This is a genomic window from Paenibacillus sp. J22P90 (genome assembly GCF_059692195.1).
Genome location: NZ_JCAUAY010000005.1, coordinates 179,321 through 205,427, shown reverse-complemented (window position 1 = coordinate 205,427; position 26,107 = coordinate 179,321). Strand labels below are relative to the sequence as shown.

At 42.8% G+C, this 26,107-nt stretch carries 38 protein-coding genes and 3 tRNA genes; 18 read left to right on the top strand and 23 right to left on the bottom strand.

Annotated elements, in window-relative coordinates; genetic code table 11:
• Positions 1–48 precede the first annotated feature (48 nt).
• On the top strand, positions 49–1,662 hold the full coding sequence (locus AC58UX_RS18335) for an ATP-binding protein (protein WP_497255270.1): 1,614 nt from the start codon (positions 49–51) through the stop codon (positions 1,660–1,662).
• Here the strand turns inward: AC58UX_RS18335 and AC58UX_RS18330 are convergent.
• Both AC58UX_RS18330 and AC58UX_RS18325 read right to left on the bottom strand, forming a co-directional pair.
• Complete coding sequence (locus tag AC58UX_RS18330; protein WP_497255268.1) at positions 1,659–2,096, bottom strand: GNAT family N-acetyltransferase; 438 nt, start codon at positions 2,094–2,096, stop codon at positions 1,659–1,661. The two genes, AC58UX_RS18335 and AC58UX_RS18330, sit on opposite strands and share 4 nt — an antisense overlap.
• 81 nt (positions 2,097–2,177) lie before the next feature.
• Entirely contained in the window at positions 2,178–2,636 is a 459-nt protein-coding gene (locus tag AC58UX_RS18325) for a divergent PAP2 family protein (RefSeq protein WP_497255266.1), read from the bottom strand.
• Between the two features lie 98 nt (positions 2,637–2,734).
• Between AC58UX_RS18325 and AC58UX_RS18320 the strand changes: the two genes are divergently transcribed.
• On the top strand, positions 2,735–3,160 hold the full coding sequence (locus tag AC58UX_RS18320) for a CBS domain-containing protein (protein WP_497255264.1): 426 nt from the start codon (positions 2,735–2,737) through the stop codon (positions 3,158–3,160).
• A 65-nt stretch (positions 3,161–3,225) separates the two neighbouring features.
• Here the strand turns inward: AC58UX_RS18320 and AC58UX_RS18315 are convergent, their stop codons facing one another.
• The 3 genes from AC58UX_RS18315 to AC58UX_RS18305 all read right to left on the bottom strand — a co-directional run bounded on the left by AC58UX_RS18315 (position 3,226) and on the right by AC58UX_RS18305 (position 4,865).
• Positions 3,226–3,786, bottom strand: a complete 561-nt coding sequence (locus AC58UX_RS18315) for a hypothetical protein (RefSeq protein ID WP_497255262.1) — start codon at positions 3,784–3,786, stop codon at positions 3,226–3,228.
• A 22-nt stretch (positions 3,787–3,808) separates the two neighbouring features.
• Positions 3,809–4,360: a superoxide dismutase family protein gene (locus AC58UX_RS18310; RefSeq protein WP_497255260.1), complete on the bottom strand. Its 552-nt coding sequence runs from the start codon at positions 4,358–4,360 to the stop codon at positions 3,809–3,811.
• Between the two features lie 178 nt (positions 4,361–4,538).
• Complete coding sequence (locus tag AC58UX_RS18305; protein ID WP_497255258.1) at positions 4,539–4,865, bottom strand: hypothetical protein; 327 nt, start codon at positions 4,863–4,865, stop codon at positions 4,539–4,541.
• A 288-nt stretch (positions 4,866–5,153) separates the two neighbouring features.
• Here AC58UX_RS18305 and AC58UX_RS18300 point away from each other — a divergent pair, with 288 nt between their 5' ends.
• From AC58UX_RS18300 to AC58UX_RS18290, 3 genes are all read left to right on the top strand, one after another.
• Positions 5,154–5,312, top strand: coding sequence for a hypothetical protein (locus AC58UX_RS18300; RefSeq protein ID WP_497255256.1), 159 nt, complete (start codon positions 5,154–5,156; stop codon positions 5,310–5,312).
• Positions 5,313–5,462: 150 nt separating this feature from the next.
• Positions 5,463–5,675, top strand: a complete 213-nt coding sequence (locus AC58UX_RS18295) for an alpha/beta-type small acid-soluble spore protein (RefSeq protein ID WP_497255254.1) — start codon at positions 5,463–5,465, stop codon at positions 5,673–5,675.
• A gap of 202 nt (positions 5,676–5,877) precedes the next feature.
• Positions 5,878–6,168: a hypothetical protein gene (locus AC58UX_RS18290; RefSeq protein WP_497255252.1), complete on the top strand. Its 291-nt coding sequence runs from the start codon at positions 5,878–5,880 to the stop codon at positions 6,166–6,168.
• Positions 6,169–6,212: 44 nt separating this feature from the next.
• Here the strand turns inward: AC58UX_RS18290 and AC58UX_RS18285 are convergent, their stop codons facing one another.
• Entirely contained in the window at positions 6,213–6,407 is a 195-nt protein-coding gene (locus tag AC58UX_RS18285) for a hypothetical protein (protein WP_028558119.1), read from the bottom strand.
• A 135-nt stretch (positions 6,408–6,542) separates the two neighbouring features.
• Between AC58UX_RS18285 and AC58UX_RS18280 the strand changes: the two genes are divergently transcribed.
• Positions 6,543–6,707: a hypothetical protein gene (locus AC58UX_RS18280; RefSeq protein ID WP_497255250.1), complete on the top strand. Its 165-nt coding sequence runs from the start codon at positions 6,543–6,545 to the stop codon at positions 6,705–6,707.
• Positions 6,708–6,767: 60 nt separating this feature from the next.
• Positions 6,768–6,840 (top strand) — tRNA-Val (locus AC58UX_RS18275).
• Between the two features lie 104 nt (positions 6,841–6,944).
• Here AC58UX_RS18275 and AC58UX_RS18270 read toward each other — a convergent pair.
• Together AC58UX_RS18270 and AC58UX_RS18265 are read right to left on the bottom strand one after the other, a co-directional pair.
• The gene (locus AC58UX_RS18270; RefSeq protein WP_497255248.1) at positions 6,945–8,075 is read right to left on the bottom strand and encodes a site-specific integrase; all 1,131 of its coding nucleotides are present in this window, start codon (positions 8,073–8,075) and stop codon (positions 6,945–6,947) included.
• Positions 8,062–8,253 carry a helix-turn-helix domain-containing protein gene (locus AC58UX_RS18265; protein ID WP_497255246.1) on the bottom strand — a complete coding sequence of 64 codons (192 nt, stop codon included), beginning with the start codon at positions 8,251–8,253 and terminating at the stop codon, positions 8,062–8,064. The genes AC58UX_RS18270 and AC58UX_RS18265 overlap by 14 nt, the downstream gene beginning before the upstream one ends.
• Before the next feature lie 562 nt (positions 8,254–8,815).
• On the opposite strand from AC58UX_RS18265, the gene AC58UX_RS18260 reads away from it, so the two are divergent.
• From AC58UX_RS18260 to AC58UX_RS18250, 3 genes are all read left to right on the top strand, one after another.
• Positions 8,816–9,055 (top strand): hypothetical protein, encoded by a 240-nt coding sequence (locus tag AC58UX_RS18260; RefSeq protein WP_497255244.1) that lies wholly within the window; start codon positions 8,816–8,818, stop codon positions 9,053–9,055.
• Complete coding sequence (locus tag AC58UX_RS18255) at positions 9,043–9,309, top strand: hypothetical protein (protein ID WP_497255242.1); 267 nt, start codon at positions 9,043–9,045, stop codon at positions 9,307–9,309. Before AC58UX_RS18260 ends, AC58UX_RS18255 begins: the two co-directional genes overlap by 13 nt.
• 144 nt (positions 9,310–9,453) lie before the next feature.
• Positions 9,454–9,729, top strand: a complete 276-nt coding sequence (locus AC58UX_RS18250) for a hypothetical protein (RefSeq protein WP_497255240.1) — start codon at positions 9,454–9,456, stop codon at positions 9,727–9,729.
• Between the two features lie 104 nt (positions 9,730–9,833).
• Here the strand turns inward: AC58UX_RS18250 and AC58UX_RS18245 are convergent, their stop codons facing one another.
• From AC58UX_RS18245 to AC58UX_RS18235, 3 genes are all read right to left on the bottom strand, one after another.
• Positions 9,834–9,962 carry a hypothetical protein gene (locus AC58UX_RS18245; RefSeq protein WP_497255238.1) on the bottom strand — a complete coding sequence of 43 codons (129 nt, stop codon included), beginning with the start codon at positions 9,960–9,962 and terminating at the stop codon, positions 9,834–9,836.
• A 216-nt stretch (positions 9,963–10,178) separates the two neighbouring features.
• Entirely contained in the window at positions 10,179–10,694 is a 516-nt protein-coding gene (locus AC58UX_RS18240; protein ID WP_497255236.1) for a hypothetical protein, read from the bottom strand.
• Positions 10,695–10,719: 25 nt separating this feature from the next.
• Positions 10,720–11,133 (bottom strand): hypothetical protein, encoded by a 414-nt coding sequence (locus AC58UX_RS18235; RefSeq protein ID WP_497255234.1) that lies wholly within the window; start codon positions 11,131–11,133, stop codon positions 10,720–10,722.
• A gap of 423 nt (positions 11,134–11,556) precedes the next feature.
• On the opposite strand from AC58UX_RS18235, the gene AC58UX_RS18230 reads away from it, so the two are divergent.
• Entirely contained in the window at positions 11,557–12,255 is a 699-nt protein-coding gene (locus tag AC58UX_RS18230) for a recombinase family protein (protein ID WP_497255232.1), read from the top strand.
• 346 nt (positions 12,256–12,601) lie between these two features.
• Positions 12,602–13,141, top strand: a complete 540-nt coding sequence (locus tag AC58UX_RS18225) for a hypothetical protein (protein WP_497255230.1) — start codon at positions 12,602–12,604, stop codon at positions 13,139–13,141.
• A 455-nt stretch (positions 13,142–13,596) separates the two neighbouring features.
• On the opposite strand, the gene AC58UX_RS18220 is transcribed toward AC58UX_RS18225, so the two are convergent.
• The gene (locus AC58UX_RS18220) at positions 13,597–14,424 is read right to left on the bottom strand and encodes a hypothetical protein (protein ID WP_497255228.1); all 828 of its coding nucleotides are present in this window, start codon (positions 14,422–14,424) and stop codon (positions 13,597–13,599) included.
• Between the two features lie 311 nt (positions 14,425–14,735).
• Here AC58UX_RS18220 and AC58UX_RS18215 point away from each other — a divergent pair, with 311 nt between their 5' ends.
• Entirely contained in the window at positions 14,736–15,143 is a 408-nt protein-coding gene (locus AC58UX_RS18215) for a hypothetical protein (RefSeq protein WP_497255226.1), read from the top strand.
• A gap of 237 nt (positions 15,144–15,380) precedes the next feature.
• Here AC58UX_RS18215 and AC58UX_RS18210 read toward each other — a convergent pair whose 3' ends face one another.
• From AC58UX_RS18210 to AC58UX_RS18195, 4 genes are read right to left on the bottom strand one after another with little or no spacing between them, the layout of a single operon-like run.
• Complete coding sequence (locus tag AC58UX_RS18210) at positions 15,381–16,013, bottom strand: hypothetical protein (protein ID WP_497255224.1); 633 nt, start codon at positions 16,011–16,013, stop codon at positions 15,381–15,383.
• A gap of 32 nt (positions 16,014–16,045) precedes the next feature.
• On the bottom strand, positions 16,046–16,456 hold the full coding sequence (locus AC58UX_RS18205) for a phBC6A51 family helix-turn-helix protein (RefSeq protein WP_497255222.1): 411 nt from the start codon (positions 16,454–16,456) through the stop codon (positions 16,046–16,048).
• Positions 16,453–16,635 (bottom strand): hypothetical protein, encoded by a 183-nt coding sequence (locus AC58UX_RS18200; protein WP_497255220.1) that lies wholly within the window; start codon positions 16,633–16,635, stop codon positions 16,453–16,455. The genes AC58UX_RS18205 and AC58UX_RS18200 overlap by 4 nt, the downstream gene beginning before the upstream one ends.
• Positions 16,622–16,822, bottom strand: coding sequence for a helix-turn-helix domain-containing protein (locus AC58UX_RS18195; protein WP_497255218.1), 201 nt, complete (start codon positions 16,820–16,822; stop codon positions 16,622–16,624). The genes AC58UX_RS18200 and AC58UX_RS18195 overlap by 14 nt, the downstream gene beginning before the upstream one ends.
• Before the next feature lie 202 nt (positions 16,823–17,024).
• On the opposite strand from AC58UX_RS18195, the gene AC58UX_RS18190 reads away from it, so the two are divergent.
• On the top strand, positions 17,025–17,231 hold the full coding sequence (locus tag AC58UX_RS18190; RefSeq protein ID WP_497255216.1) for a helix-turn-helix domain-containing protein: 207 nt from the start codon (positions 17,025–17,027) through the stop codon (positions 17,229–17,231).
• Positions 17,232–17,569: 338 nt separating this feature from the next.
• Here the strand turns inward: AC58UX_RS18190 and AC58UX_RS18185 are convergent, their stop codons facing one another.
• A complete protein-coding gene (locus AC58UX_RS18185; protein WP_497255214.1) occupies positions 17,570–17,905 on the bottom strand; it encodes a hypothetical protein in 336 nt (111 codons plus the stop codon).
• A 185-nt stretch (positions 17,906–18,090) separates the two neighbouring features.
• Entirely contained in the window at positions 18,091–18,918 is an 828-nt protein-coding gene (locus AC58UX_RS18180; RefSeq protein WP_497255212.1) for an alpha/beta hydrolase family protein, read from the bottom strand.
• Between the two features lie 189 nt (positions 18,919–19,107).
• Between AC58UX_RS18180 and AC58UX_RS18175 the strand changes: the two genes are divergently transcribed.
• Positions 19,108–20,244, top strand: a complete 1,137-nt coding sequence (locus tag AC58UX_RS18175; protein ID WP_497255210.1) for a hypothetical protein — start codon at positions 19,108–19,110, stop codon at positions 20,242–20,244.
• Between the two features lie 50 nt (positions 20,245–20,294).
• On the opposite strand, the gene AC58UX_RS18170 is transcribed toward AC58UX_RS18175, so the two are convergent.
• Together AC58UX_RS18170 and AC58UX_RS18165 are read right to left on the bottom strand one after the other, a co-directional pair.
• A complete protein-coding gene (locus AC58UX_RS18170) occupies positions 20,295–21,035 on the bottom strand; it encodes a DUF1906 domain-containing protein (protein WP_497255208.1) in 741 nt (246 codons plus the stop codon).
• A 140-nt stretch (positions 21,036–21,175) separates the two neighbouring features.
• A complete protein-coding gene (locus AC58UX_RS18165) occupies positions 21,176–21,448 on the bottom strand; it encodes a DUF2277 domain-containing protein (protein WP_497255206.1) in 273 nt (90 codons plus the stop codon).
• Positions 21,449–21,626: 178 nt separating this feature from the next.
• On the opposite strand from AC58UX_RS18165, the gene AC58UX_RS18160 reads away from it, so the two are divergent.
• Positions 21,627–23,270, top strand: a complete 1,644-nt coding sequence (locus AC58UX_RS18160; RefSeq protein ID WP_497255204.1) for an ATP-binding protein — start codon at positions 21,627–21,629, stop codon at positions 23,268–23,270.
• A 137-nt stretch (positions 23,271–23,407) separates the two neighbouring features.
• Here AC58UX_RS18160 and AC58UX_RS18155 read toward each other — a convergent pair.
• The 3 genes from AC58UX_RS18155 to AC58UX_RS18145 form a co-directional block, all read right to left on the bottom strand.
• A tRNA-Ile gene (locus AC58UX_RS18155) sits at positions 23,408–23,481 on the bottom strand.
• A 10-nt stretch (positions 23,482–23,491) separates the two neighbouring features.
• Positions 23,492–23,568, bottom strand: a tRNA-Met gene (locus tag AC58UX_RS18150).
• Between the two features lie 88 nt (positions 23,569–23,656).
• A complete protein-coding gene (locus AC58UX_RS18145; protein ID WP_167356966.1) occupies positions 23,657–23,821 on the bottom strand; it encodes a hypothetical protein in 165 nt (54 codons plus the stop codon).
• Between the two features lie 227 nt (positions 23,822–24,048).
• On the opposite strand from AC58UX_RS18145, the gene AC58UX_RS18140 reads away from it, so the two are divergent.
• Together AC58UX_RS18140 and AC58UX_RS18135 are read left to right on the top strand one after the other, a co-directional pair.
• Entirely contained in the window at positions 24,049–25,431 is a 1,383-nt protein-coding gene (locus AC58UX_RS18140; RefSeq protein ID WP_497255202.1) for a dipeptidase, read from the top strand.
• Positions 25,432–25,466: 35 nt separating this feature from the next.
• Entirely contained in the window at positions 25,467–25,970 is a 504-nt protein-coding gene (locus AC58UX_RS18135; protein WP_497255200.1) for a GNAT family N-acetyltransferase, read from the top strand.
• Positions 25,971–26,107 lie beyond the last annotated feature (137 nt).

Sequence of the window (26,107 nt, the reverse complement as noted above, 5' to 3'; positions counted from 1 at the left end):
GTCAAGGAGTGAATGAACGGCGGAAATTTTTAAGCGGGAGATGATACGGTGAAGATCAATCTGGTTTATTATGCTTATGTCGTGGTGTATAGCCTATATACTTTGTACGTACATTCTGTACTGAACATCCCATTATTTCTACTAGCTGGTTTTCTATACATCTTGTCTGTTCGTTATCAATCTTCGCTTCCCTCCAGTTCTTGGATCCAACTATTCCTCGTTGGTTCTTTACACGCACTTGGCCAATCCAGCTTATGCTACTCCTTATATTTATTAACGCTTTCTCGGCATATTTACAAAGAAGAAAATCTGTTCAAAGCGTGGTATCTTACCGCAGGTTGTTTGATTATTTATTTGTCTAATGTGAATTTTATTACGCATACTGCATCCCGAGAATCTATGTACGGATTAACGACTATTCTTGATTTCTCAGCCATTACTTTGCTAACACGAACAGCGTATTTACGCGGCGGAAAAATAAATCGCATTCGCAATGAACAACAGATTTTAACACAAAAAGACTCACTAACCGGCCTTTACAACTATGAGGAGTGCCACAGGAGACTGGAACAACAAATTAAACTTCATCAGCCGCTAGTCCTGTTTCTAATCGATTGTACAGACCTAAAAGCCATGAATACATCAGGCGGTTTTCAGGCAGGCAACTTTGTCTTGAAGCAGATGGCCGATCTTCTCCAAATCCTATTTAAAGACGCTCTGTTTATCGCTCGATATGGCGGTGATGAATTCGCTGTCGTTATGCCGCTGCATAGGGATTTTCTAACTACAGCATCCTTCCAACAGAAATTGGATTCGGAGCTTCCGAAGCTGACTGGCATTCAAAATACATATGGCATTGCGATCTTTCCACAAGATGCTTTGACGAAAGATGATCTTATTTTACAAGCTGAGCATAATCTATTTATGAAGAAACGTGAATCTTGGTTAAAACGCGAAGAACAAATGCAACGCTCAGAAAAACTGCGTGTCGTCGGAGAACTTGCTTCCGGTATGGCTCACGAGATTCGGAACCCCCTAACCACAGTCAAAGGATTTTTGCAACTGTCAAAAGCAAGCGATTACAATATTGAAAATTGGTATGGATTGATTATGGATGAGATCGATCGGATGAGTGATTTAACCGGGGAGTTCCTTCAATTTTCCAAGCCTCACCAAACTGTCTTTCAAACTCATTCGTTGAATGAATGTGTTCTGAAAGTCATTTCCCTCATTGAATCCGAAGCCACGAGTTCTGGCCATGAAATTCATTTTCATGAGTCAACCTACTCCGTTCTTATGCTTATGGACCAGGATAAAATGCTGCAGCTGCTGTTAAACATGGTGAAAAATGCTTGTGAAGCTATGGAATCTAACGGCTCGATCCACATGAAATTAAGCCGCGATCAGAAGAACGCGACTTTAGTCATTGCGGACAATGGTCCTGGTATTCCAAGTGACCAGCTAGAGAAAATATTCCACCCCTTCTTCACTACCAAAGAAACAGGTACTGGTCTGGGATTATCGATCTGTTATAAAATCGTACAGGATCACCATGGCACACTAGAAGTGGAAAGCGAGCTCGGAATCGGCACACGATTCATACTCACCTTCCCACTTGCGACAAGCATGCCATCTGGGAATGATAATGTAGCTGTAAGTTAAAGTGTTTTCTTCATTCTGACATGAAGAATGCCTGCATCATAGAATGGTTCTTCAGAGATCACCTTGTAGCCTAATTGGCTGTAAAAGCCTTCTGCTTGGCATTGTGCATCAAGAATTGCATATCGGCAGCCTAGCTCGAGAGCCTGCTGTTCCATGGCAAGTATGAGCTGTTTTCCCAGTGAGCGGCCTCTATAGTCCTTTAAGACGGCAACACGCTGTAATTTGGCTGTTGCTTCTTGATATTCGTACCATCTCGATGTGCCGACAGGGACTTCTCCATCTTGAATGAGAAAATGATGACAGGCTTCAGGTGACTCGTCCTTCTCATCCATTTCTAGATGAGCAGGTACTTGCTGTTCGTCAACAAAAACGTTAAATCGGACAGCAAAGCAAGCTTTCAGTTGGTCCATTGTTGTAACTCGAATCGTTTCCATGTGGGCTTCTTCCTCTCTAAGATCGTTTCTTGATCTTATCCCATTCCGGAAAAGTTGTCCATATGGTCACCATTTACGCCATTATTTTTTCTCAAGTAAATAGCTGCAAGCACCGATGGCCAATCCCAATAGGGCGCCTGCAGCTACTTCCCGAGGTAGATGACCTAGTCGTTCCTTTAACGCTTTGCGTCTTCTGGCATGATAAATGCCAGGGTGCTCCCTAGCAATTCGTTCGACTTGTTCATCTAGATCATTCACTTCAACTGCAATTTCGCCAGCCGATCTGCGAATGCCCATGGCATCGTACATGACAACAGCGCCAAATACGGAGCTTACTGCAAAATCTATGGCAGAAAAGCCTCTTTTCATCCCGATATACGTAGCCAATGCCGTAACACCACAGGAATGGGAGCTCGGCATACCACCTGTTTGAACCAATTGTGACCAGTCCCATTTTTTGCTGAACACATAAGTTAATGGTAATTTAATAGCTTGAGCGGCACCAATTCCGATCAAAGCTGTAGACAGCGCTCGATTCATTTCCGTTCACCTCACTACTAGCATCCATCACAGGTTTAGATTCTATGCGCAAAGTTTGTTATACTAGACACATTGATTCTTTGTAAGGAGTGTGACTGATGAATATCGCCTTTTTTCTATTACCTAAATCCGAAGTTATAACCGCGACTCCACAAGCAACTCTGCGACAAACATTAGAGCGCATGGAGTATCATCGATATACGGCTGTCCCGATCCTTTCCGATGATGGTCATTATGTTGGAACAGTTACCGAAGGGGATTTGCTTTGGTTTCTCAAAAATTCAGAACACATCGGCTTCGAGAATGCTCACCGTCATATACTGGAAGAGGTTCCTCTCCGTGTTAAAAATAAACCCGTTCATATTCATGCCGATATGGTGGATCTGATTGATCTGGCTAAAGTCCAAAACTTCGTACCTGTCGTCGATGACTCCGATAAATTTATTGGCATCGTTCGACGTAGCGAAATCATCGAGTATTGCGCTAAGCAAATGAATTTTCGTTCCAAAGCTGTACAGTCCTAATTTATTCCTTATTACAAAGCAAAAAGGCTGAATGCGTTCAGCCTTTTTGCTTTTCTATGATGTCACTATTGTAATTGGCCATTAGAAGAAGCTTTAGATGATACAAATTCACTTGCCCAGTCAACCATCCCATTCATCAGCGTCAGAATAAGATTAACTGCATCTTTCTCGGTTAACGATCCGTTGGACTGACTGCTCACGTATTGCGACGTCTTTTGTTCGAGCTTTACTACTAAATCTTTAATTTTCAAAAGCTCATTCGCTAAATCAGTTACTTGCTGATTTTTCTGATCTGATTGTCCAGATTTCATGTTCTGACCTTGATTTTGGCCTTGATTTTGGCCTTGATTTTGGTTTTGATCTTGGCTTTGGCTTTGAGAGGCATTCTGTGACGCTGACTGATCTTGCGCGGCATTACTGTTATCTGCGGAGGCATTCTGCCCTTGGCTGTCTTGAGCGCTTTGAGCGCTTTGAGAGTCTGAAGAACCCTGAGAACCTTGAGAGCCTTGAGAACCCTGAGCGCTTGAGATCAGCATTTTTTTGACCTGTTCTAATTCAATCAAGACCATATCATTTTGTTTCGTTAATTCATCCATTTGCAGCTTGAGATCCTGAGTTTTGATCATGTTGTCGAAACCCTTCCTTCCCTTATTTCACAGCACCGCAAGCAATCCGTTTACCCGAGTTACCCGACGGATCCGTCTTCAGATCATCTGCCTTCTCATGAATAACCACACTTGAACCTTCCGGTTTAAAAAGTGAATTCGGCTTGTCCTTATCCAGTACGACTGCCTTCGTTACAGCGCTGAACTTCCCATTGCCTTGTGCATCTACGATTAGATTAGGCAAATCCCCCGCGTGAGCCCCTTTGGGGTTTAAGAAACCATGTTCCTTCTTATGTGGATTAAAATGCCCACCAGCCGAATCAAACGTTGGTGCTTCGCATATAGCTTTCTCATGAATGTGCAAGCCATGTACACCGGGAGAAAGCCCGCTAACCTGCACATCGAATTGAACACCGTCTTTGACAGCCTTAAGCTGCGCTGTTCCGACCGATTGATTGTTGGCTCCAAGAAGCGCAACGCTGACCGTATCAGCAGGTGAAGTGGCCTCGGATACAGAGGTGCTTCGGGCTGCTGAGCAACCTGTCAGCATAGCGAGACTCAACGTCGCCGCCACCATCAGTTGTAATGATTTCATTGTCTACAATCCTCCTGTAAAACCACACATTGGTATATTCTACCCTTAGGATGCGCAACTGCTTCTCACTGTAACCGCATGTCAACTAACAAATTTTCAAAAACGTCCGATTGTCCAACAAAAAATGCCTGTAATCGATTCGATTACAGGCATTTTTTGTTCGTTCATATTCATTCAATTATAAAATAGTCATGAGCTTCGCGATGATTTGCAGATTTTCTAATTTACGTTTATAGAAATTAAACTCAACCTTCGTATGTTCAACGGCATCCTCCATTTGTAGAACCTGCTTCTGTAAATCTTTCGTGTAAGGCCATAATTCGGCTTGTCTTTGTAGCTCATTCTTACCGGTAACGTGACCTTCCCCAATGACCTCATACTCTTTGGATAGAAGCATATGCTTCGCCCAGTTCAATTCTGATACAGCATCGACATAAATAGCTTCTGCTTGCTTTAATAATTCTGGTACAAGTTGTAGCTCTAAAATAACATCCGACCGATTCATTCGGATTCCTCCTAAAGAGTTTTCATAGAAACTCAGCTTCGTAATGAAAGAAATATTGGTGTATAGCCTCATTTATATTCATAGAAAAACAAAACATGCACAAACGCTGAAAGCCGCGAAAACACTCGGTTTTCCGTACTATTTCGACTTGTTCTGCAGCAATTCCCTCCTAAAGAACGACAATTAAATCAAGATTTCATTAAATCTATTCATAACGCTTCCAACCTACTTGTATAACCTATTAGAACTGATACAATGTTACTATACGTATCAGAGGAGGTGACCAAAATGAGCCAAGAGGAAGAAGTAGTAGCACAAAATGAAGAAGAAATCTCTGCTGAATCCACAGAAGAAGTGGTGAACCAAGAGGCTGAAGAAGAGATCGCAGAGGCGATCGAAGAAGCAGCAGCTGCAGAGGAAGAAAGCGAACAATCCAATGAAGAATAATGAAAACGCTATCTTAATATAACAAATATCCCCCTCAACGGTTTCCGTTGGGGGTTTATTGATTTTAAATAAATTTTTTTAAATTTTACGAATAAATATTCTGAACATTCAAATAATACTGGTGTACCAAATAAAAGGAGATGATTTTGAATGGCTAACAGATCAAACACTTTAGTCGTACAAGAAGCAAAGGCAGCACTTGACCAAATGAAGTTTGAAGTCGCTCAGGAAATTGGTGTCCCTCTCTCCCCTTCTGGTTACAACGGCAATTTGGCAACACGTGATGCTGGCTCAATCGGTGGCAACATCACAAAAAGATTAGTGCAAATGGCTGAACAATCTCTCGGCGGCTACAAACGCTAATCCTTTGATGTAGGAGCAAGCTCAAAAAAGACTGAATCACTCGATCCTCCTTAGAGTGACCTTCAGTCTTTTTTCTATTCCCTTCAAATTCCTCCGATTTTCCTTCAATTTCCACACGAGATTCCCTAAACATCTATAATTAATCCTCTTGTTTTAGTATGATTACCTTGCTCGGATATCCGAAAAAGGGAGTGTTGAACCGATGACCACGCAATATGAAATTTACCGCGATCCTTTCCGCATGTTAATTTTACTGGCCACATTAGTAAGCGAGAAACAGAACGAACCTGCTCTACAATTTGACAACGTACCTTTTTTCGAAAATGATACCTTCCTAATTCAGCACGACAAGTTTTTCTACAAAAAAAACTTAACTGAAATCACTTGGTTTCAATTTTTAGGGAGAGACATTGCCTGCAGCCAAGACCTATCCCGCGAAGAATATAACAAAATGTTTGTTGATTGCCTTGCGTCCTTATATCACATCACATAAAAAAATAAGGAGCCGATCAATTGATCAGCTCCTTCATTCTTTACTTACTTCTTCTTAACCTCTTCAACAAACACATCACTTGCATCACGTGTGCTTCCAAGCTCAAGAATCGTATATTTCTTCTCACCGATCATGATCACATCTTCCACTTCAGGTAGTGGATCGCCAAGATACACAGTACCTAAATACACATTACTACTCTTCAAACGCAAATTCCAACGATGCTGTTGTTTCGTCATTTCCTTTTTTCCTCCCAAATTCTAATGATCTCAAGTTACCATAAATTCACGCAAGATGAAAGCTATACTAGGAAACACCAGCAAAATATGGTACATTTAGCTCAGATTCATCACCAGAGAGGCTGAACAACTACGATGACAACACAAGGGGTTACAGAGGAAGAGCTTTCCCTCTTACTTGCAAATGACACTGATTCTTCAATCACAGTTGACTACAATACTGCTTTTATTCCACGCTCCAAAAGAAAAAGAAAACCTTACTCAAATCTTCTTAAGCTGATTTTTTTCTGGCAAAAGTAAGTTACCCATCAATTGACAATCTCTCGAATTCTTGGTATATTACTAAATGTATCCATAAGCGACTTGTTAGCTCAGCTGGGAGAGCACTATCTTGACAGGGTAGGGGTCAGTGGTTCGAGCCCACTACAGGTCATACAGAAAAACCCTTGATAATTCAAGGGTTTTTTATTTGTTCTTATTCAAGTGTAGGTATCTAATATGCCTTTTGGAGCGAATTTGGAGCGAATGACTTATTACTTATTGGGCAACCTTTTGGCTGTAAAACATCTTGCCAAAGGTGTCTGCTGTATCTTTCTGCATATTAGGTAATACATGTGCGTAGCGGTCCATCATCTTCACGTTCGCCCAACCAAGACGTTCAGCTACTATTTTAGGATTGACGTTCTCCTTAAGTAACATGGTTGCATGGCTATGGCGTAGATCATGGAAGCGGATCTGACTTACTTTAGCTTTAGCGGTTAGTCGGTAAAAAGTACGCATTAGATTCCTAGGCGTTACTGGCGTACCAAGCGTTGTACAAATGACCAGATCATTGTCCGTATACATCAATGGATCTGTTTGCCGTATTTCAAGTCTTGTGCGTTTCTCTAAAATCTCCAATGCTTTGACGGTATCACTGTCTATGGCTACTGTCCTAACACTGCTTTTAGTCTTTGCCCCAGCGGTTAGTTCCTTCCCATCATGACTTAGCGTTTGGGAAATGGCTAATATGCCCTTCTCTAAATCTACATCCTTCCAACGAAGCCCTAGTATTTCACCTTGACGCATTCCCGTTGTTATTGCCAATAGAAATGCAACGTAATACCTGTCCTTTTCCGCAGCCTTTAGAAAGGTGTGGGCTTCAGTTAATTCCCATACTGACCTTTCTTTAGTCGCTGCTTTTGGCCTATCAACTAGCGCGGCTACGTTCTTAGAAACTAACCCCCATTTCAATGCTTTGTTTAGGGAATCATTGATGATAACATGAATCTTTTGAATGTATTCATCTGACAGCTTACCTTCAGAATACAAGGCATTATAGGCGTCTTGTAAATGCCGCGGTGTAAGCTTGGAAATTTCAATGTTCCCAAGTAGCGGAATTACATTGTTATTCACTAAACTTGCATAAGTACCAAGGGTTGTCCTTTTAACACGAGTCGCCTTGTCCTTCAACCATTCCTGCATGTAATCAGAATAAAGTGACTTTGAAGGCTTTACGTAGGTACCGCTGTTTAGTTCTGTTTGCATCTTAGCCATTGCCACCTCGGCTTCTTTCTTCGTGGAAAAACCCCGTTTCTTTTTCTTCTTATACTTCCCTGATTCATCTACAAAGTTAATTTCAAAGAACCACGCTTTAGTTTGTGCGGATTGATTTTTATAGACGGGCATGATTTTGTTCCTCCTTGGATGATCTTACTGATGGATTTGGTTGATTACGAATTAGAATGTAGGACTTGCCGAATTTCTTACAGATTAGCTTACCTTCACGACAAAGTAGTTTTACATGATCCTGTGATAAGCCCCATTTCTTCGCGGCTTCGGACGTATCCATGATTTCTTCAAACATAGTATGATAGTCACCCCTTCCAACCGACAACGGTTACTAGATCAAATGTATCGCAACCGTTATCGGGTGTCTGCCCATCTAATAACTTTTATCTTTGAATTCGTGACAGTTTTCGCGGAATGTTCGCAAATTACTTTATTACCCATAGATGAAAGTATTTTCTTGTAAGCAAATCTTTCATATTGTATGATTCTGATCGGTTGAATAATGGTTGGCAATTCATAGTTTCCGTATCTTTACAAACAAACTAGAGAAAAGGGGCATCATTGCATTGTGAAAAACTACAAAGCACAGAGAACTACTTTACATACCTGTAATTACCGCAACAGCTATAACACTGTCCATCATTCCTGCATGCACAAGTAGTGATACAGCACCTAAAGCAGTAATAGCGACTCCTGCACCTGTTGCAACTGTTTCTCCTGATGATCAAGCAAAAATACAAGCGGCTGAAGCTAGAACCAAGGCAGATCAGGAAGCCAAAGTCAAAGCAGATCAAGAAGCTAAGGCAAAGGCAGAACAGGAAGCCAAGGCTAAAGCAGAAGCTGAAACTAAAGCTAAGATGGTAATAGACGTTAACCAGGTAGCACGTAAGTCAGAAGACGAAATTGTTCAAATTTTGGGTAAACCGTTGAAAACAGAAACAGGAAAATGGACTGTTTTGAGTAATGGATCTAAAATGGAAATGGACTATCGTCTGAACTATTACAAAAGTTATGACCCCAAAACAGAGCTAGGCAGGATAGAAATAATGTACCTAAATGGTAAAGCGATTAGGGAGGTACTGAAATGGAATTCATAGTTGTAGACGCTGACATCCTTGAAATAGCAAGGGCTGACTACAAACAGTACGTAGAAACGGGTGATTCCAAGTACCGTTTACGTTACGTCATGCTTAGTAACGCTGATACCGCTGAAGCCTTACGAGGGCTGACAGAACTGTATGCACCTTGGGCGTACGCATTACGGGAAGCTGAAGGTAACTTGGATCAGCAACCGCGGCTGAAGGTGTTTAAGAGTTTTGAAGGACGGTTCGAGGTGAGGGAGAATGGCTGAAGGCCCACCCCTTGAAAAAAAGTTTGGACAACCTTGGAACTTATTTAAATTCCGGTCGTATATACCACACAAGGATCGGTACGGCAATTGATGATAGCGTGCCATCCATAAACCTTAAGAAAATAAGGGAGGAATGGAAGAACAATGGAGAGTTCAGTAAAGGAAAAGAATTTGCTCGAAAGATTGGTAGCATGGGCTGAGAAAAATCCAACTCAAGCAACATTCCTTATTGGTGGTGGGATTTTTTGTGGGACATATTTGCTTAATCAAGCAATAAAAAGTCCTAAACCAGTCAGTTTTGGATGGAGAACATTCAATTTTCAGACCGGTCAAGCACCTTTGAAAGCCGCGGAGAAGGTACTTGACGTTGCACATACGGCAGGTAAGATTTCTAATGCCGTAAGCCGCAAAGGAAAATGAATCTGAATTTCCAAAAAAATATCGCAAGAAACCAAGGCTTCTCCATCGAGGGAGGCCTTTTTTAGTTGGTACGCTGTACCCTGGGGCAGCCAGTTGATGCGGTCTTAGCTGTCCCCCACCGTAGCCCCAACAATCTCGGCAAGCAGGATCCAAGCCATTCCTGTAAGGCACTTCACCTTGGATCTGTCTTTCCAACTGATCCAGATTGACCACGATACCACTAATCTCATCATCGTCTGACGGCTTACACGGCGTAGAGCCTTTCACGACGTTGGAGCTTTTGCTGCTGGTATATTACTTTAATTCGGGTTCTATGAAACTTGTTATTTGCCTAACACTTTCGTTGGAACAGGAATTGTTGGATCGATGCCTTTGTTTTCTGTTTGACCGGACAAGGAAAAAAAATAACAAAGCAGAGCTGGATTGTTTCCAACTCTGCTTTCTTTTAATTATAGACCTTCCCACACTGTCTGGGGAACTTTGGATAACAAATCGTTAATAATAGCTGCTTCCATGGCTGGGTCATAGGCGACCAGACTAAGAATGGTATCGACAATGTAGTCTACATTATCCTCTGTTATTTTCTTCATCAGTCCCCAAAGTGATCCGTTGGCATTCCTCAGTTCGATTGCTTCACCTGAAATATTTTCGAAAAAATTAGCTAATTCAGGATGACTTTGAATAAACTGTGCATCGTTTGCTCTGTAACTGATGAATACTTTGTCGTTGTCATTTAAAGTCTGGAATTTTTCAAATCTGAAGTGAAAGGCAAATTCTTTGTCACCGCAATGATTTTGGGAGTGTTTTTTTTGTTTTGGGCGATAATTAAATCGATTCCCACAACTATTTGGCTTTGTATTGCTTAGATATCCAGGAGTATCCAATTCAATCAGGCGATTCGATACCTTCCGAGGCAGTTCCCATAGCCCCATGTTATGAATGACATCATCAAAATTAGTACTCATTTCTCATTCCTCCTATGGTATTAGTTTAGGACAAACATTCAATCACGGGCTCCAGCTTAAGACGTTTAGTTTTCTTCGATTTCTCATCGTATTCGTAATGGGTTGCATTTTTAAACCAATCGCTTCCCATTACCGACTTGGAGACGGTTTGAACGAAACCGTATTGGTTCAAAATATGCTTGATCGCGGTTCCTACCATCTGCTTCACGAACTGATTATCGGGAATATTCAGTTCTTCGTTTGGCGGAAACTTCTGCTCCAGTTCGACCACGATGCCTTCCAAAGCAGATCTTTTAAAAGTGCATGCATTCATCATGTGCTGAACTTGGTGTGCACTGGCGAGCCAAGTATATAAGCGTTGGAAGGTCGTATTGTTTCGATAACCGCCGTACTTCTTATTGATCTTGAAAAAATCTACATAATCCTCATCCACATTCATGACTGTCCCTCTCCTTTCCACTTTCTACAGATAAACCTGATCATCTGTACATCATCACCTGTTTGTATTTACATATTAGCAACATCTTGATAAATTTGCAAGCGAAAATTCATCTCTAATTATCAAGCTTATTAGCCTCCGCTTGATGGAAGTAGCAGAAATTCGCGGCGATTGATATACGGATCCAACGGTTATAGAGATTGGAAAAACTCGTATCGCAGAACAGTTAGAATTCAAATTTCATTTTTTTCCAAAGCTCTTTTTTACTTCACGGACATTCTGTTGCCTTGGTATTGGAAAATGATGGGGGTGCTCCCCATGGGGTAGGGCCTTAAATAGGGGGCTCAATGATCCTTCCCTATGCGATAAAATAACCACCATAACAGTTATGAACACAAGCGTTATTCGCTAAGGGGGTTACACATGAAAGTAGTGGGTTATATGCGGGTTAGCACGGATGAACAGGTTGATGGTTTCGGACTACAGGTTCAACGTGAAGACATAGAAGAATACTGTAAGATGCAAGGATTTGATCTGATCCACATCTACGCTGAGGAAGGTGTATCAGGGGCTACATTAGAACGTCCAGTATTGATAGACCTTTTGGACGCTGGTGGCTTCGTGAAGGTCATAGTAGCCAAGTATGACCGTCTGAGCCGCGACCTATTTGGGCAGCTCTACATAGAGAAAGAACTAGCCGTTAAGAACGTAGAAGTCCTGTCTGTCCGTGAACCATTCAGCGGAAAGTCACCTGAAATGGAACTCATGCGGCAGATGATGGGAGCCTTCGCACAGTTCGAGAAGCAACGGATCACACAGCGGATATTATCTGGACGCATGGCTAAACGTAAACAAGGTGGATTCATTGGTGGTCAGTCTCCCCTTGGATACTACAGTGAAAAGGGCACAAAACAGCTTTACGTGGATCAAAACAAGGTTCAGACGGTGCGTAGGGTCTTTCAGCTGAAAGGGACGGGTACGCTGGCTGCCATAGCAGACAAGATCAATACAGAAGGATTCACGACTAGGGACAGCAAACGGTTTACAGCAATGCAGATCAAGCGGATCTATGACCGTGAAGCTTTGTACCGTGGGGAACTGGAAGCTGAAGCAGTAATCTAGGATAGACACTAATTGGATCATTGTGCTATGCTTAATATCCGTTCATTGTAATTCCTGTGGTGTTCCCAAACTAACACAGGAAGACCCCATCTTTCCCGAAAAGGGTAGGTGGGGTCTTTGCAGTTCCAAGGGATGGCCATTTCCTAATTGCCAGTCTTCCAGATAGGGAGAACTTTCAAATGGGACATATTCGGCACGATTAGCGTACTTACTACAATGGCTTAATGGGCATATATTCCAAATTATCTGTTACTGTCAGAAGAAGCAACTATTTATTTTATTGTTTTTTATTCAAATAAGAAATGGTAGAGTATAAAAATACCAATTATGAAATCGAGGCGAACGTATGAACTTATTTGAAGAGATAGTTAAAATCAAGAAAGACAAGTGCAGAGCTTTAGGTAAAAGATTTGAGTTCACAGCTATGGACAGTTTAAGTGAGAAAGAAATCAATGAAAGGATTATTGAACTCGTAGATTTTTTATGTGATACATTTAATATTGAAGAAAAGCCAAGTGTTGTATTAGTTAAGATTGCTAATGCTCATGGAAGTTATAACCCAGATGAAAATAGAATATCTATCAATAGAGATTCTTTATCTCGAGATGGGATTTTAATAGCTACAACTGTAGCTCATGAAGTAAGACATTCTTATCATCGCCACATAATAAATAAAATCACTATGATTGTAAATGATACTCAAAGCTCGAATATAGAACGTCGAATTGAATACTTTATAGCCAATGCAGGTAATCATCCTTGGAAAGAATGGAAAGAAAACTTTAAAAACTACATAACAGATGGCCCTGGATATTATACACAACCAATCGAAGATGATGCTTTTTATTATGAAGGAGTTTTTGTAAAACAGTTTTTCGTAGATTAAACAATGGAAAAATCAACATAAATATTAGTATTCCAATGTGGGCCTAATTAATGATACCAAGTGGGCACCCCTCAAAACGTATTTTCCGGGCTGCCTACATGGTATTTACTTTATGAACAAATACTAAGGCTGCCTAACGGCATCCGCTCCCTACGGTCGCCAACACTTCTTTTTCCCTGTTTCTTAGGACGTATAGATTTTAGACGTAACAGGAAGGGTGTTATCATTATTGCGGTGCTGACCGAAGGGAAGCACCCCGCCGGTAGGCGGTTTTGCTTTTGATCTTGTCCCTTTATCTTTGACATGTTACTGATCCTAGGAATCAATTCATATCTGTATATACTAATAGAAAATATCACGACTAAAACGCTGTAACCCTTACTGGGACTGCGTTTCAGCCGTTTATTGACCCGCACGAATTGTGAAGTACCCCCGCGCAAATTGTGAAGTATGGTTTATTCTTTCTTACACAAGAACATCGTTAGCAGAACAGGTTCAGGGTATTCCCCACGGTTACAAATACATGGATTGACTAAAAACATCTTCTCCGTCCCACCCCGTCTGAATTCCCCAAATACATGCATACCGTTTAGCGTCATCTTCTTGATGATCCTAGACAATGATCCAGTATTGATCCCAAGTATTTTGGCTATTTCACCTGCATTCATAGCATGTACTTTTGCTGGGTTAGTTTCAAAGGGATTATGACAAATGACATTGTCTTTTAGATGGACGTAAGGAAGCAAACGGTATAGATAGCCTAGTTCAGTGGCTTTGCGCTCACTGTAGAGTTCACGTGTATTGGTGATGTAGCTTTTGATGACCTTTCTTCCATCAGCAACCGCACCACGGAAATGATAAACGCTAGATACAATAAATGCCCCCGTATCTAAGTCTTCAGTGATGATCCCGTTTTCCGTCATTGCTTTGAAGAACTCTCGAAAGGCAGTATCCCCTAGCCCCATGACTTCCTTGATCTTAGCCCGAGACATGGGACGTTGTTCCCTACCTTTCACTAGGATGTTCGTATCCCTGTTGATGTACGTCTGAAGGAACAGCAAGTAGCCTAGATGATTGTCTTCGATTCGTCCAATTATTTCTTTCATTCGTTCCATGTCAGAAAACGTGAACTTGGGTTTGTTTTCACGACTTCGCTTTTCTTGTTGCCGCTTATACCAATCGCGGCCTGCTCTAGTTTGCTCAGGCGATCGCACGGTCCAACCACATGGAACAAAGATCCCCATTTCCCCTGTATCGAGATTTACAATAGGTTCTGCACTCATGATGTAATAATTCCTCCAAGGTGTTTTGTAGGCAACCAAAGTATGACTAGCCCCACCGTTGAATAACGCCAAAGCAAGAAATCGTGACAGCTACACTCCGAGAAGTTGGACAAAACAATAACGGTAAGCCAACCTACGCTACTGAAAGCTGAATTGGCACGGGATATTAAATTATTGGGACATGAGTGTAAATATTGTTGAAATGGGGATACTAATATTTTGTAAGGAACAGACATGGAATTGGGATGGATGAATGATATGGAATGATAATTATCATTCAATTCAAACTAAAAAACCATGGAGGTACGAGAATGAAAGATGTAGTTGAAAATGTGATCAATGAAGAAGATTTGGAGTTTGACCAGCTAATGTATCAAGTGATGGACACCGCTGCTTGTCTAGGTATAGGTGCTGAAACACTTCACTTTGATATTGAGACTGCTGGCTCAGGTGTAGAAGGTGGTATGGATCATACTATTGCTTTCTATATGGCAAATTACGAGGAACGTGAGGACAAGGAAAGAAGTCACTTTCTACTTGTGACTGAACTTTATTGCCTTAAAGCTAATGTAATACAGTTCCTTTTTGCGTTACATGCTGAGCTTGGTGAGCTGCCACCGAAAGTCCAAGTTGAACTTCTTCGTAATAAGGTTACTCTAACCGAATTACAGATGGCGGAAATTGCTAAAATAGCATTTCCTATGACACAATCTTCTTAAATTGATCCGTTAAAACTACCGCAAGAAGCCCCTGCAGTTAACCGCTGTGTGGGCTTCTATGCGTTTAAACCATTTAAACATGATACTTACTATTTTGTTTGCATGGCCAACAGGCTATCAAGTTTCCGTTCTTCAGACGTATTAGTCCCCGGAAGGATCTTGGCTGCTTCTTCATTTACAGCAAACCACAGTTCAGGGCTGTCCAAGTTATCTGCTATGCGGTAGCCAAAGTTTTGACTAACAGCCCCCTGCACGGCAACACCGTACAGATTGGCATCTAACATTGACTCCGCGGCATCCAGTAGTTCCAATGCTTGGTGCTGTTCTACGGTTCAGACTAGAATCCTTTACGTTGTTGAACACTTTGGACAGTTCAACCTTATATTTTGCCCCTTCAGATCCACTGATTATAGGCGTAATTAAACTGGCGAATTCTCTTTTGATGACGTTACAGAAATAAGGATCTTTGATGCCGCCAAGGAAAGTAGACAACACTTTGTATCCCGTTTCAACGGTGCTTAGTAAGACCTCGGTACGAACGTCTTGTAAACGTGCATTGAAACGGTCAATAAGTTCCTGTGATGGCGTAGGAACGGCAGAATGTACTAAGCCTTCAGCTAACTTTCGTGCTGTTCTTGCATGATCTCGATAGGCAGCCTTTTCCGCTGATACCATCCACATCAAATTACGGATTGAACGATTTCTGTGGGTATCAAGTAACTTCGCTTGGGTAGTTCCGTTGAATTCCTTGGTGATACGTGCTTTGCCATATAAGTACTGATCTTGAAACTGACGGTACTTGTTTGTAGCCCCGTTTCTAATTTCCCACGCTTGATCTAGCTGTTCTCGGATCTTACTAACCTTGTTCATATTATGAAATTCTCCTTTGATATAAATTTGCTCTAAAGCTTTAAATCCCCAAGCTGTTCCTTCAGGGCTTCAATTTCAGCTATGATGGCCTCGTTACTACGATCATCAATGTTGGAAGTCTTGGATTCTATGACGTGGGAATCCTTCAAAATCCCAAGGGATTTCAATAACAATTCTCCGTGTTTGCCGCTGCCTTGCAATGCACGGTTCACAATGGCTTCCATGACATCGGGCAAAACTTCACCAACCCGTGCCAAGGTCCTCCTTTGGACGTACTGTTGGAACTGTGGTTCCTGTCGCCATCTACGCATCTGCTTTTCTGAAATCCCAACACGTTCAGATATTTCCGCATAACTTAACCCCGCTCGTCCAGGGAGGCACAAATATTCTGCTGCTTCAAGTTGTTGACCAGTCAATTCTCCATGTCTAATTAACTTGCTCATCGCCCGTACCGTCTTTTATCTGGTCCACAGTTTGCCCTACGGACCAATTCAGGTATAACTTCACGGCATCTTTCCTGCGTTACGTCCCCAAATTTGAATTCAAAGTGGAAACCGTTATGAACCACGGTAGCCGTATAGCCGTAATCGATCTGATTCAGCTTGATACTATTCTTCTTCATCAGCCATCACCTTTGCTAAATAAAATTTATCTTTGACACGTTCAGCAATCTCGGTAGTAAGTCTACGGTTACCACGTTCGATTTCAGATACGTAACTTCCTGAAATTCCTAGTTGATACCCGAATTCACGTTGGGTCATTTCATGAAGTTGCCGAACTAATTTGAATGTCTTTTTTGTAAAGCCCATTTAAACACCCCATTAAAATGAAATAGACACTAACCAATTAAGGTCAGTGTCATTATGAAAGTAAATAAAAGTGAGCGACTAAACACTCCCTTCAATATATAGTCCGTGTGTGTAATAGTTTCACAAGTTCGTAGACTAGCTGTCACAATTGATTTCTTACTCGTTATTAGTTCCCGAATAAGTTAATTGGGGGCGAATTATAGTGCAATTTCCTAACATCTTAGAAGTCAAAGATATTCAACAGATACTTGGCTGTGGTCGCAAGCAAGCCTACGAACTAGTCAATAGTGGTGAATTTCATATTGTTCGTGTTGGGTCAAAAATTAAAGTGTCAGCACGTGTATTTTCTGAATGGTTAGAAGGAAAAGATTTTACAGAATGGTTAGATTCTAAGGGAAGCGGGGCATAATTACTATGCTTCGTTTTTTTGTTTTGTAGGTGCGAATTGGTGCGAATTTTGGTGCGAACCATAGAATAATTTCGGATAACTACAGATCATGACTATTAGAAATAACCCTTATAAGGCTTTGATTTTCTTGTGATTTGATCATTAAAGATAACACCAGATAACTAGTGGTTTCGTCTTGACAGGGTAGGGGTCAGTGGTTCGAGCCCACTACAGGTCATACGAAAAACCCTTACTTTGTAAGGGTTTTTCGTTTGTTTTGATAGTTTTCGAATCTGTATTTTTCTTCAGATACACATGAAAATAAATAAAGCCCACTCCAAATTACCGAGTGAGCTTCACTACAATTTTCGTTTAAAATCTCTTATATATGAGTCCGTTTCAATTGACTTAACCGAGAGCATTTCAAGAATACGATCTTGTCGTTCTTGTCCTTGTATCAGTTCTTTAACACTACTTTTGACATCTTTCAAATCAATTCCTTGATTATCTACTTTACTCTCCAAACTATCTACTTTACTTTCTAAACCATCTACTTTACTCTCCAAACTATCTACCTTACTTTCCAATTTATCTGTTTTACCTTCAAGCGTCTTCAGCCTGCTATTATTTTCCCCAACCATTTTAATGAGAGATCCTAACATTTCTTCCATACGGTTCAGTTGACTGTTCTCCAAACTTGATACCTCCTTTATCCCTGTGATGTATTGAATTATAGCATAAATGACAAAAATTTACATCAATTATAATTGAGATAATTAGTGATTAATATGTTTCAATTATAACATGCCATACAAAAAACTTCATAAAATAAAAAAACTCCCCCCACGCTGTTTCATCTGCGCAAGGAAAGTTCTAAAGCCTACACCAACATCTCACGTATCACTCGTTTCGTCTCATCAATCGCTTCTCTCAACGGCACTGTCTCGCCCTGAAAAGGATGCACACTCCCAAAGGTATGGTTCCCCTCCGGAATCCTCACCCACTGAATCGCAGCTTGGCTAGCCACCAATTTTTCCGAGCCTCGAATGAGCCGTTCCCCATCCTCTGTTCCTTGGATTAGTGCTATCGGGAAGGTCGCCTCACGAACGCGACTAACAATATCAAATCTCTCCTGATTCCGTTCCATGTCTTCTAAAATCTCAAAATCAAGCGGCATCATCTGCTTCGTCCGCCCGTTCAAGGTATAGGAGCGGCCTGTAGCCCGCATCTCCTCTTTATTTTCCGCTGTGAGCAAATCCACATGGGCAATCCCATTCCAACTGATGACGCCGGCAATCTCGTCTGGATGATCTAATGCATAGATCAGGCTCACACCTGCCCCTCTGCTATGCCCTAGCAACAAGATCGGATTCTTACTCGTTCCTTCATTTTGAATATATGTAATGACAGCCTGAACGTCCTCAAGATCTTTGGAATAAGTATCACGAGCAAACTTGTCCAACTCCGTAAAATCCATTAAATTCTCGCCAACACCATTATGCGAAAAATTCAACGCAACAACATCCACGCTCTCAGCTAACTCACTAGCTACATGCGGGAACATCCCCCAGTTTTTGAACCCTTTGTACCCATGCATGAGAAGTAATGTACCTTGACTTGGTTCGATTCGTGCTTTGTAGATATCACCTCGCACCACACGACCCTCAGACATATGTATTTCAAAAGGCAGTCCTTTATAAGCTTCCATTTGATCTCTTTCCTCCCGCTCCAAATAGATTTATCACTCACATTCTTTTTGTTATTTTATCACAATCTAACTTGAACATGGGAGCACGCTTGGCTCTGCTCAGCAATTGTTTTTTTATAAAATCAACTTAAAAAGTAAACACTTAGCTATGGCTATCTACAATTCAAAAAGGAGGAAGACCTCACTCACATGTTTTCAGTTCGATCTCACAACAGGCAGCTACACCTACTCGTCACCTTCCTTCTTGTGGTTATTTTGAATCTATGGATAGGAGCTGGAACGCATGCGCAAAGCTTCACCCCACTACATCAGGAAGCTACAGCCGAGGATACTTTTCAATTGCTTGTGAAGTCCTCCCCTCGGGCTGCTTATCAAACAGAATCGACTTTTGCAGATAAAACGTTACATCTTGCGCTTGAAGAAGGGACGGCTGGAAAGCCATATGTGGAACCTCTCCTCCCAGACACCACACTCCGCTATATGAAAAAAGGGCAATCCGTCCTGTTCGGCGTGACGCCAACTGGTGAGATTATCGATTTAGCTGCGAAGCAAATTATAACAGTCTCGTCGAAGGCGCACGAAGCGCTTCAGGCACAAGTGCAAGCTCTCCGCGCGAAGCACTATGGAGAGCTGCTCACCTGGGAGGAAGCCAGTCCCGTGCTTCCTAAATACAGTTCCTTCACCGTCCTCGACGTGGAGAGCGGCCTTAGCTTTGAAGGGCAGCGTCGCGCGGGCTCCCATCATGCGGATGTACAGCCGCTTACGAAGACCGACTCCGCGACGCTCAAAAGCATTTATGGCGGCCAATGGAGCTGGGACCGCCGAGCGGTCCTAGTGAAGCTGAACGGCCGCACGCTGGCCGCCTCCATGCACGGCATGCCGCATGGCGGTGATGGTATACCGGGAAATGACTTCGACGGTCATTTCTGCATTCACTTCCTCGGGAGCGTGACCCACGGCTCCCGCTCCGTTGACCCGGCGCACCAAGTCATGGTGCACCGAGCGGCAGGCTTGCTGCTGGACTACGTCAGCAAGCTCTCCCCCTACGCGCTGATCGACGTCTGGATCAGCGCCGCACATCAAGGTGACCTGCAGCTGCTGCAGGTCACCACAGGGCAAGAACAGGCGATGCACGTGCGCAGCATGCGCCGCTCAACCAAGTTCAAGGAGCAGGATGTGTCCCAGCTCCTTGAACTCAACACAGCGGTCGACGTGACGATGACCGCAGCTAGAGCTTCCGCGGTATCGAGCCGCCACGTACGCTTTCATTTAGAACGCGCCTCTTTGCAAGATCGGTGGTACATACGCACCGCGGAAATCCAATGATTAAAGCCCGACAGCTCAAGAAGAATCCAGAGCTGCCGGGCCTTATTATTTTACAGAGGTTGACCAGAAGCCTTCCGCAATTCCTTGGCAAGTCGATGAAATTCATCTCGAGCAGCCTGCGAAGCCGTTGCCATGTAGCCAGCTGACAAGAATGGGATGATCGCATTCGCATCTTGAACCGAAAGCGGATAGCTAGGCGGTTCAGGCGTTACCCTTTTGTTCCACCAACCTTCATTCCCATAAGATTCATCATGATCTATCGCGATTCCATTCACCATCACATCATTCAAATATTGATAAATATGGATAAACGTTGATTTCTTCCCCGCACTCCAAGCGTAGGTTTGCCAGAAATGAGAGCAAGCACCTGCGGCATTCACAGCCTCCATCACGGCATACGAACCATACACCCCTGTTGTAAACGCAGGCGTAGCTTCACTTGCAGCTTGTATATAGGCAATGACCGTCGGCATTTGTGCAGCAGAAACATCAAAGTCTACAGCAAAGTAGATACAGCTGCCTTCTGGCTGACCTACTCGCGCTGCAACTTCCAAAGCCGTTGCCCCATCCGCCAATCCGGCGGCTCTTCCACCTAGCGCACGATTCGCTGTGGTCTCATAAACAGAAACCAACTGCAAACCCGCATCACTTATTATATCAGCCTCTGATTTCGTTAAAGCTTTTGCACCAGTTGGCACTAAATACCTGGCAACAAAGACATATCCTTGTCCGAAGAAAGTAGCCGCTCGTTGTGCCGTCAGCGGCGTTGAACAATCAAACCCTTTCGTCACTTGCACTCACCTACTTTTCATTTGGTATACTCAGCATATGTGAAATAAGACCTACCCGACACCACCAGAAAACTAGAGGGCTTGTTTTCGGGCTCAAAAAAAGGCTTCTCTCCGTAGAGAAAAGCCCCGTTCTGGCATACTTATTTCGTACCAAATCGAATCGCATTTCGCTCCTTGGCACGTATGGCTTCAACCTCGCGATTACGGGGCTCTGCATGCGTAACCAAGGAATCCATTAGCTTTTGCGCTGCCAACGCTACCTCTTGAACAGCCTGCTGGAATGCAGCTTCATTCGCTTTGGAAGGCTCTGTAAACCCAGATATCTTACGTACAAATTGCAGCGAAGCAGCCCGAACTTCATCTTCCGTTACAGTCGGTTCATAGTTAAACAGTGGTTTAATATTTCGGCACATCACGGACTCCTTCAGGGACTTGAACCCCAACAATCAGTTAAGAGTAATTACGATGTTTTCACTATAATAGATGACATGCGTTTTTACAAGTTGCTATAAAAATATAGATTTATATGGTAATACTGGTCTCACAAGTTTATGATAGAAGGTATACCGTAGTGAATATTAATAGATATGGGTGAGTATATTGTTTCTTTTCGACTATATTGTAAATCTCTCTATTTTTTCACTCTTGATCAGTACACCAATCGTAATTCGCTCGTTCGTAATCCGTTCGTTCTCAAACTATAGATTAATGAAGCAACACCACCTTTGGGCAGGATTTTATGGGGGGCTTGTTTCCATTATTCTTGTCATGTTGTCGGTTAAGCAACTAGGCTTTTCTTACGACATTCGGTATGCCCCTGTCATTCTAATTTTCACTTATTTTGGTCCAGTGGCAGGATTAATTACTGGTTTTTTCTCTTTACTTGCAAGGCTATACGCCAGTGGAAATTGGGTACCTGCAATCGTGGGATGGGCACTCATCATGACAGTACTCTCTGCCCTCCATGCGGTAATTAAGCATCTCTCTCCGCTTAGAAAAAGCGCAATCTTATATGGAGCCTATATTTTTCTCTATATGGTGACTGTACTTTCGTTTCAAATTTTACTGGACCAGCCTCTTTTTCACCTTCAATACGTATTGTTTGTATTGTTGGGTGTCATCCTCGGGGGCTTATTGATTGAATCCAATGAGAGACTCCGAAGAATCATTACCGAGAAAAAATCCATCGAGAAAAACTTAGAAACCAGTGAATCCAAATATCGATTGATTGCTGAAAATACATCCGACCTTATCATGGTTATGGATAAAGGTCATTACATTAGTTACTTTTCGCCTTCTCATGAGCACGTATTGGGTTATCAGAACTTAAAATTGCAAGGTACGGAAATTTGTAAGCTCATACATCCCGATGATTTGAGCATATTTAAGCATACATTAACTAAAATGTTTGAAAAGATGGAATCACATGCTATGGAATTCCGGTTACTGCATATAGAAGGACATTGGATCGAATTTGAATCTCGCTGTATGCCGGTTAAAGGAACTTGCGGTAGTGTCGAACACATCGTCATTATTAGCAGAGATATCTCTGAACGCAAAAAAGCAGAACAATTCCTATTGCAGTCGGAGAAGCTTTCCATTGTCGGGGAAATGGCAGCAGGTGTCGCTCATGAAATTCGAAATCCACTTACAACCATTAAAGGCTTTCTTCAAATTTACAAAAAGGAAAATCCCTGGATCAAATATAATGATTTACTCCTTAGTGAGCTGGAACGTATTGAAATCATTACGAGTGAACTCCTTTCTTTGGCCAAACCGCAAGCTGCTCAACTTTCCCGAACGGATCTAAAAGAATTAATTAAACATACGGTCGAGTTTCTCTCACCCCAGGCCCTCTTGCGCAATATTGAATTTATATTGAATGTCGAACTTGCTAGTTTATTTATAACCTGTGAAAAAAACCAGTTAAAACAGGTCTTTCTCAACATTTTAAAGAATGCCATAGAGTCCATGCCTCATGGCGGAGAGATTCAGATCAGTCTGCGACAAGTGGAAGATGAGTGTGTGATTGTGGTTAAAGATCAAGGTTGTGGGATACCTGAGGAGATAATGCCTCGTTTAGGGCAGCCTTTTTATACGCTGAAAGAAAAGGGAACTGGGCTCGGGCTTATGATCAGCCATAAGATTATTAAACAACACCATGGCAGTATTACGTATCAAAGTAAAATAAATGAAGGAACATTGATCGAGATTCGGCTTCCGTTGGAAGGATGATGGCTCAGACGGATTTCTGCCTAAAGTGCTCAAAATGTGCACAAGCCCCTCATTTCCATCATCACGATGGAAAACGAGAGGCTTGTTTTGTCTCTAAAATAAATAAAAACCCTTATCTACCAAGGGTTTCCGTGCTATGGGCCCAGAGGGACTCGAACCCCCGACCAATCGGTTATGAGCCGACCGCTCTAACCAACTGAGCTATAGGCCCTAATGAAATTTGGTTGCGGGGGCAGGATTTGAACCTGCGGCCTTCGGGTTATGAGCCCGACGAGCTACCGAGCTGCTCCACCCCGCGTCATGTGTGCCGCTCAACAGCGACAAAAATAAATATACACTAACGGCGCGGGCTTAGTCAAGCGTTAATTTATGCAAAGTTTAATCTTTTAGGTGTTATACCTTACGCCAAAACGACCTTTTTTCGACTTGTAAACTTCAACTTCCTGCGGGCACTCATACCCATAGATCCACCAATCTTCTTCCATTCTTTTCGCTAAACAGCCAGCTTGAAACTTCGAGTCATATAACTTCGCCCAATAAATCCAGTTCATGTTCATCACTCCATTATATTCAGATCGTTACCTCTAGCTTAACCATAATAAGGTTCTCTTATTAGCAATCCAAGTCACGGCGTACCCTCATTGGACGAAAATCCAGCTTTTTTTGACCATATGACAAATAAAATGTGACGGTTTACAGGAATAGCAGGAATTTCCCTGCTTTTGGGGAAGTTAAGTGATGTAGACTATTTGGCAGCAGAAAAAAGGAGCAAACAACCATGATTGAATCGATCAAAAGCTACTTACAAACGCATAGGGATGAACACATAGAGGAACTCTTGGCGTTTTTGCGAATTCCAAGCATTAGTGCGGTTGCCCAGCATCAACCCGATATACAGCGGTGTGCTGAGTGGACTGCACAATCATTGACAAAAGCAGGACTTGAGAATGTCGAAATCATGCCAACGAAAGGTCACCCCGTTGTTTACGCGGATTGGCTGCACGCACCTGGCAAACCGACGGTTCTGATTTATGGCCATTATGATGTACAGCCTGCAGAGCCTTTAGAGCTGTGGGAAACGCCTCCTTTTGAGCCGATTATTCGTGATAATAAGCTCTTCGGACGTGGCAGCACGGACGATAAAGGCCAGCTTTTGCTTTACGTAAAGGTGGTTGAAGCTTTCCTCCAAACACATGGGACGCTTCCCGTTAACGTGAAGTTCTGTATTGAAGGCGAGGAAGAAATCGCGAGTAAAAACCTCCCCGCTTTTGTTGAAGATCATGCAGCGAAATTGCAAGCCGATTCGGTAGTATTATCCGACACGCAAATGCACGGTCCTGGCAAGCCAGCGCTTATGTATGGCCTGCGTGGCTTAGCTGGATTCGAGATCACCATCGACGGTGCGAATAGCGATCTGCATTCCGGACTTTTCGGCGGTGCGGTACAAAACCCGATTCACGCGTTGTCCAAGCTGCTAAGCTCCTTTCATGACGAGGATGGTCGAGTAGCGGTACAAGGTTTCTATGACCGTGTTATTGCCCTTTCTGACAAAGAACGAGAGGCGTTCAAGCAAGTGGAACCCGATGAAAACAAGGTTCGCACGAATTTAAATGTAACGGATCTGTACGGAGAAAAAGGCTTCTCCTTCTATGAGCAAACGACTTCCCGACCTACACTCGAAATCACTTCCGTAAGTGGCGGTTTCCAAGGTGAGGGGATCAAACCGATCATTCCAAATCGTGCTATTGCTAAAATCGCATGTCGTTTAGTCGCTGCGCAGGTGCCTGAGGAAATCATGGATTTGGTCGAAGCCCATATTCATGCACAATCGCTGCCAGGCGTGTCCATTACGTTGGACCGTCAATTGCGAGGCAATCCTTTTATCACACCGATCGATGAGCCTGTTATGGTTGCGGCGGCGGAAGCTTATGAGGAAACCTTCGGTGAATTTCCGGTATACACGCGGAGCGGTGGGTCAATCCCAATTGTTGAAGTATTAGGCCGTGTGCTGGATGCCCCTGTAGTGTTGATGGGGTTCGGATTGCCTGGGGAGAATTTGCATGCACCGAATGAGCATTTCCATTTGATGAATTGGGACAATGGCACGGAAACAATCAGCCGTTACTGGCTGAAGCTTGCTGCTCAATCCGAGACGAAATAGCATCTAATTAAGCTTAAGCAAAAGGAGTAAATTTCATGGGGAAGCAATTACATATCCGCGATGCACAATTGGAAGATTTAGCTGAAATCGTACGCATTTACAACTCAACAATCGCAGGTCGTATGGTTACCGCAGATACGGAGCCTGTCACAACAGCCAGTCGTGAGCGATGGTTTCATGAGCACTCCCCTGATTTTCGCCCTTTATGGGTGCTTGAAAATGAGGGCAGCATCTGTGGCTGGCTGAGCTTCCAGTCGTTCTATGGGCGACCCGCCTATAACGCCACTGCGGAAGTTAGCATTTATGTAGATGAAGCATATCGCGGTCAAGGTATTGGACGCTTGTTGATGGAACATGCACTGGAAGCAAGTCCTAAGCTTGGTTTGAAATCATTGTTAGGCTTTATTTTCGGCCATAATGAGCCGAGTCTGCAGCTTTTCCGCAAATTCGGCTTCACCAATTGGGCGCATCTGCCCGGCGTCGCCGAATTGGATGGCATAGAGCGTGATTTGATCATTTTAGGTAAACGAGTGGGCTAAACGTTGGCTGCTGCTAACGGACACAAATGAGCTTATACGTAAAAAACAACGACCTACTTTAACGTCTAACGGACACTGAGACCACTATTTGGCTCAAAATAGGAGATTCGCTCCCCTAATGAGGCAATAGTGACTCT